The sequence below is a fragment of the Oleiphilus sp. HI0061 genome (genome assembly GCF_001635675.1).
In genome coordinates this window covers 1-775 of record NZ_LWFE01000185.1, presented here as the reverse complement: position 1 = coordinate 775, position 775 = coordinate 1, and the positions used below count along the sequence as shown (strand labels likewise).

1 protein-coding gene is annotated in these 775 nt (G+C 46.8%); it reads left to right on the top strand.

Annotation, left to right across the window (positions count from 1 at the left end; translation table 11 throughout):
* The coding region (locus A3735_RS02190; protein ID WP_197485607.1) for an efflux RND transporter permease subunit at positions 1–775 on the top strand (775 nt) is incomplete at both ends.

Below are 775 nucleotides of genomic sequence, written 5' to 3'. Positions count from 1 at the left end.
GTTTATCGCGGTTTTCCTTGGCTGGCGCCCTGCTTTAGTTGTTGGTATTGCGGTACCCATTAGTTACGGGGTGACCTTGGCCTTGGATATGGCTTTTGGTTATACCATTAACCGTGTGACCTTATTTGCTTTGATTCTATCACTAGGTTTACTTGTCGATGACCCGATTACTGGTGTCGATAACATTGAACGATATTTGAAAAAGAAGCTGCGTGGCAAAGATGGAAGCCAGGACCCTGGTACGGCCTCTCAAATTGTTGCAGCGATATCAGAAATCAAAGTGCCTTTGATAATGTCGACCATCACTATCGTCCTGGCATTTATTCCGCTTGCCTTCATTACCGGAATGATGGGGCCCTATATGGCGCCGATGGCTTTCAATGTGCCAGTGAGCGTCGGCGTCAGTACGCTGGTGGCATTTTTAGTGACGCCTTGGTTGGCGAGTAAACTTCTGAAACCTTCGGCCATTGTTGCTGAACAGGGTGAGGACAGTCGTGCTGATAGCGGGAGCCCTTTTTTCCGACGTGTTCTCTCTCCCTTTTTGAATGATCGGAGAAAAGCAAAATGGGTCTTATGGGCTGTGCTGATCTTATTCCTAGCTGCAGCCATGTTACCTATGATGCGCTGGGTTCCCTTAAAACTTCTGCCTTTTGATAATAAAAATGAAGTGCAGATTATTATCGATATGCCAGAGTCAGCGACCTTGGAACAGACAGCGAGTTTGGCTAAGCAGATCTCCTTACAAGTGACGCAAGTAAACGAAGTACTCGCTTCA